At 68.0% G+C, this 5,688-nt stretch carries 1 protein-coding gene and 1 pseudogene; one reads left to right on the top strand and one right to left on the bottom strand.

What is annotated here, in order from left to right:
• Nucleotides 1–296: 296 nt before the first annotated feature.
• Nucleotides 297–956: pseudogene (locus tag AB0G14_RS34435) on the top strand (transposase); the annotation flags it as partial.
• Between the two features lie 239 nt (nt 957–1,195).
• Here AB0G14_RS34435 and AB0G14_RS34430 read toward each other — a convergent pair.
• Complete coding sequence (locus AB0G14_RS34430) at nt 1,196–5,380, bottom strand: hypothetical protein (protein ID WP_357704777.1); 4,185 nt, start codon at nt 5,378–5,380, stop codon at nt 1,196–1,198.
• Nucleotides 5,381–5,688 lie beyond the last annotated feature (308 nt).

Raw genomic sequence — 5,688 nt, 5'->3', positions numbered from 1 at the left:
GCGACTCCGAAGGGCCAACCTTCATCTCCTGCACAGCACCGCATAAAGTCGCTCTACCTACATCAAGCTCCTCCTTGCGTTCGTGGCACACCTTGTTTTTTAACCTCGGTGCCCGTGTGCGGGTGCTGATCCTGTGTGGACTCGGCGTGTCGTGGAGACGTAGACCGGCCACCGTCTGATGATCCTTCGCGTTCCCTGCAAGGACACGAAGAACAGAACAGGCGGTGGCCGTGGCCACGATTCTGGACTACCTGGGTAGCGTCGTGTTGCCCGACACGCCCACGCCGGACACGTCAGTGGCCGGGTCGGCCGAGGATTCAGCAGCGAGGTTGGCTGGGTTTCGTCGGGACTTCTACCGGTGTCTGTCACGTCGGGCGGACGCGTTGTTCGAGCTCACCGACGCGCTGCTGTGCTCGGGCGGGCCGGTGACCAGCCTGGTCGACCTGTCATTGGCCGCCGAGCACCGCCGTGGTCACGGCGCCCTATACGACGCCTTGAGCGCTGGCGGAATCGATGTCGCCCGGCTGCGGGTGACCCTCGCAGGACTGGCGCTGCCCCGCACCACGCACGGGCGGATCATGCTTGCCGTTGACGTCAGCAACTGGCTGCGCCCGGACGCGGCCACCAGCCCAGGCCGGTTGTTCTGCCACACCTACGGCCGCGGCAAAGGCTCCGCCCAGATGATCCCCGGCTGGCCGTACTCATTCGTCGCCGCCTTGGAACCAGGCCGCACCTCGTGGACACAGGTACTCGACGCGGTGCGGCTGGGCCCGACCGACGACGCCACCGCGGTCACCGCCGACCAGCTCCGGCACCTGATCGACCGGCTGATCCGCGCCGGGCAGTGGCGGCCCGGCGACCCCGACATCCTGATCGTCTGCGACACCGGCTACGACACCACCCGACTGGCCTGGGTGCTGTCCGACCTGCCCGTGCTCCTGATCGGCCGAATCCGCTTTCGCACCTGCCCCGCCGGCAGAACCAGCCCGAGGCAGTGAAAGCCTTGTTCGGCAAGCCAGAGGTCCGCTACGCCGCTGGCTGATCAGCACATGTTTGCCCTTCTGGTCAATAACTTCGATGAGCCGTCAATCCCCTCACGGGTACCAAAATCATTCTGTCCGACCGGGATCCGCAGTGTTCTTGCGATCCCGATTCGACCGACCGCCATCGACGCGCTGTCGGAATTGGATGTGCGTCAGATACATGAAGCAAGTGTCTTGACTATCAAGTCAGTCAATGCGGCTGCGTGCTGAGGCCGCTCGGACCGCAGCGACAGCAGGGCTGTGGTCCATTCATAGGACGCGACGGCACCGAGGTTGCGGATCCTTGCCGGCTTGTGACCTGGAACGTAGCGGCCGGACAGCGCGTGGGCCAGCAGCCGGTAAACCTCCGCGTCGGCGATGTCCTCGATGGTTGTGGCGTGGTTCCGGGCGATACGCGCGAGGGCGTCGATCGTCGCCGGAGCCGACCTGGGCAGGGCCGCGATGAGACTGGACCGTCGCGCTGCGTTGCCCGACGCGCTGCGGTAGGCCCGGCTTGCGTGGACGACTTGAGCCAGCGACGCCGAGCCTGATGGCGGGTCGTAGACGAGCGCGTCCTGGAGGGCCCGCCGCCGGTGCCCAGCGTTTGTCACGGTGAGGTGGTGGTGCCGACCGGGCAGGACGCTGTGTGCTGGTTGCCACTGGATCTGATGTGTCCCGGTGCTGGAGCGCTCCCCGGAGCCGTGACGGCCGTTGCCGTCCCACCGCGCGGCGCCGCTCGGTGTGAGGTGGCGTTCCGGTCCGGCCGCGTCTCCGGGGGGCTTCCCCACAGTTGTGGTGCGCTCGATTCCCGGCCCGCGGCTGCTGGCAACCGGCGAACCGTTCAATTGGCCGGATGCAGCGATCTCGGCAGCAGCGGCGGCGGGGATGATGGGGCCCCCGGTCGGACGCGTCGGGATCGTCGGGCCGGACTCGAGCCCGCCACCCGCGAATCGATTGTCCAGCGGCTTGTCGATCATCGCGCGAACCGTCGACGATGAGTCGCGGAAGCCGATGAACGGGTCAGTGATCGCCCGGCCGGACGGATCGAACAGCATGACCCGGGTCGAGGTCGGCGACTCGTTCGGCAGGTCGACGGTCTGGCCCGCGACCACGTCGCCCACCGTCCCGAAGCCGAACGGCACCAGGCCCTCGTCGCTGCTGAGGTACACGAGCAGGACATGCCCGATGCGGCCCTGACGCGAGATCAACGCCAGGGCCGAACTTCCGTGTTCCGCGCCGGCCAACCGGTCCGCGACCGCTTTCCAGGACGGCAACGGCCAGCCGCTCCCAGCGCCGAGTGCGATCCGTCCGGTCCCGGTGCCGACACCCAGATCGTCGACATGCTTCCTCGACGCCGACCGCCGGTCGTACAACTCGACCCGGGCTCGCTCGGCCAGGACCAGACACGGCTCCGCACCGAGAACCTCCGGTGGCGTGTCTCGTACCACCTGGTTCATCAGGTCGACGAACGCTGCCTTCGACAAAGGCCTCGACACGCGTGGCGCGACCGTCCGTTGCAGCCACTGCCGGGCTCGCACACTCGGGCTTTCGGCATCGCTGGGGCGCTCGGTCGGGCGCCGTGATCGGTCGGCGGGCGACGGGCTGGTGCCGGGTTCCGGAGGCGTATGAGCGGGGCGGCCCGTGAGGAACTCGGTTGGTGTGGCCGTCAATAGGTCAGGTTCAGGGTCCGGGGACGTGGCAAGGGAGCCCTTGGCCGGCGGCTCAGGCTCTGTGTTGATCGGACGGCTGGGAGCAACCTCGAGGCCGGGTTGCGGCGTTGCCCGGGTGGAGGGGTTCGTCAGCGCTTCGGGTTGGGTGTTAGTCGGATCTTCGGTCGCGACGACAGGTGGCGTCGCGGCGAGCGGATCGGTGCTGGCTTCGAGCTCGGCCGGTGGGCTGGTCCGGACGGAGCTCAGCTCGGTGGAGGCGGCCAGGTCGTGCCCGGTCGCCGGGGCCGCGCCGACAGTCGGTGAGGTATCCCGGCCCGGTTCGATCGAGGCTAATGCGCCGGTCGTCGCGCTGTGGTCGCGGGCCGGCGGCGTCGGTTCGCTGTCGCTCACGGAGTCGCGGGCTCGGCTTGCCAAGTCCGCACTGCCCGCTGCGCGTCTACTGTGGCTTGACGGTAACCTCACAATATGCGGCACGATGGCGTTGTCGGCCGCGGTCGCCCGCTGGATGAGCGTCACCACCGAGTCCGCGAGTTCACTCACGGTCTGCGGGTCGCGGCGGGCCTGCCGTGTGGCCGCCTGGTCGGCGGCTAGTTGCTCGAGGACTGGCCAGGCCTGACGTATCGCGTTCTCTGCGGCGGTGAGCAATCCCGACACGAGCGCGCTGGCCAACAACAGCCCCACGAGTCGCCCGGGCAGGCCGAGCAGAGGCCCGACGATCGCGGTGACGACCATCCGCGCGACAAGGGATGGCAGGTGTTTGTAGGTCATCTGGTTCCATCCGGACACCTCCGGCGGCCGTCCAGCCTGTCGGTTGCGCCGGTACTGTGCCCACACGCCAGTAACCCGGGCGAACGGCGCGTCCCCCAGGATCGGAAAGTGATTCGGATCGGCGACGTCAAAACCGCCGGTCGGCGCGGGGTTGGCCGCCGGGTCGGTCAGGTGGTCGATCCATCGGATGATTTGCTCGATTCGGTACCGAGTGTCCCACGAAGCCGCCACGCCGCTGTCGGCCACGGTGACGTGCGACGCGCGGCGCTCGCCAAAGCCGTACACCGCGCCGGACACAACGGTCGCCAGCGCGTTTGTGGACACCAGGGGGATCGCACTGCTCAACGCGAAAGCGAGGACCACGGATGGGAGCTGCCCGATGCCGTCCCGCAACCCCATGCGCAGTGCGTTGTGCCAGGTCGGCCCCTCTCCAGGTGGCAACCCGCGCCGCGTCAGGTCAAACGTAAGATCGTTGGGTGTCCCGTACCCGAACCGGAGTCCCCGTCGGCTGTGCATCTCCGCCATCTGGACGGCCACCTCGGCACCGACCGGATCACGCATACCGGCGAGGACGGCGCGGGCATCCAGCAGGTCGGGTGCCAAGTCCGCCGGCAATTGACCGCCGGTCCGCGCGGCCAGCTCGCGTATTTGGTAGTACGCGCTGCGAATGAACTCGTTGCGCGCAAAGTCGGCGCTCCGCTCCAGATCATGGCGGTAGCGTGCTCGCGCCGTGCCGGCCGGGCGACCCTCGACGGCATCGACCGCGGTTTGCCCGAGCAGCGTGCTGCCGAAGATCAGCGCGAAGCTGATCCCACCACTTTCGAACCGTCCGGCCATACTCGTCAGGAGCGCCCAGCTGATCGCCGCGGCGAGCGTGTTGGCCGGCACCCGCTTGCCCGCGTATCCCCAGAGCTTCGACCAGTGCCACGACGGAGCCTCGAACGGCGAGTCAGGAGTGTCATGGTCAGCCGCGAGCAGGACGTTGCGGGCCTCTGGCTTTCGACGGAGCACATCCACCGTCCAGTCCATGAAAGACTGCACGGTCGCCTGGATCGCCGTGCTGGCGATACTGTTGGCGATCAACGCTGGCGACCGCTGGGCCCACGTGCCGGACACGTACGTGGTCGGCATCGCGGCCACCGCCGGCGCAATGCGGCGCACCAGGTGCAGCGACAAGGGAACGTCATCGAACACGGGAAGCGTTGGTAGCTTCGCCGGAGGGCCCGGCCGCAATCTGACGGCCTGTGCCCACCGGGTCGGGGTGAGCCACGCCAGCCACGAGAGGTGATCTGTACGACGGAACGTGAGCAGGTGCGACGTCACCGTCTCCCACTCGTCCCGCGCCGCGTCGACGGCGGCCCGCCATTGATGAGAGCTTGTTGCCTGAGGGTGGGGGGAGGCCGTTGCCTCCGGCTGCGCGCGTCGGACGAGCCATGCCGCGATCTCGCCCGACAGTTGAACGCGGATTCGATCCACATCGGCGGTGACCCCGATCTCGAGGACGGGGCTAAACTGATCACTGCGCAGGACCACGACGCGATTCGGCTCGACGTCCACACTAATCTGGTTCACCAATTCGATGGGGATGTCGACTGTGTCCGTGCCCAGAACCGGCTCACCGGTCGCTAGCCTAAGCCGAAGCCGGCGGCCGGCTCCGCCGCCTCGCACGTCGCCGCCGTGGAGAAGCGGGTGAAGGTCGCCCAGTAAGCGTGCTGCTTTCCCGATGGCGCCGAGCGCCCCGTCGGCGTCCACCGGATCCTCTGTCGCCGGTGCCCCCACGCTCTCCACCTGGAGCCCCGGCGGCGACCCCGAGGACTCAGCCCCGGGCCCGTCGTCGCCGCCCACATGCTCGATGGCGGCGACGGCTTCCGCCGCCCACACCTCGGCCGTATCCGGCAGACTCACGTTGATCGCGGGCACGACACATCACCTGTCACATCTCACTGGGAGCGTTCGGCCCTCCACCATGGTCCATTCTGATTACGGCGTGGTGTCCCGGCAATGTACTGAGCTGATCTCAGCGACGAGAATGTGTTGATTGGTGCGACACGGAGAGCGCTCAGACCGGACAGCGCTGGAAGTGGACGTGAGGTGGCTGCGGAACCAGATGGCCCACGGGTACGAACACGGGCGGGGGGATATCGAGGTCGTGGCGGAGGCGTCGAGCGGATCCTCTGCTGTCCAACTGGCCCGCCGCACCAGCCCGGACGTCATCTGCATGGACATCC

The sequence above is a fragment of the Micromonospora sp. NPDC023814 genome (assembly GCF_040639595.1).
Taxonomy (GTDB): domain Bacteria; phylum Actinomycetota; class Actinomycetes; order Mycobacteriales; family Micromonosporaceae; genus Micromonospora.
Note: the sequence above shows the minus strand (reverse complement) of the source record. Positions and strands in the feature narration are given on the sequence as shown.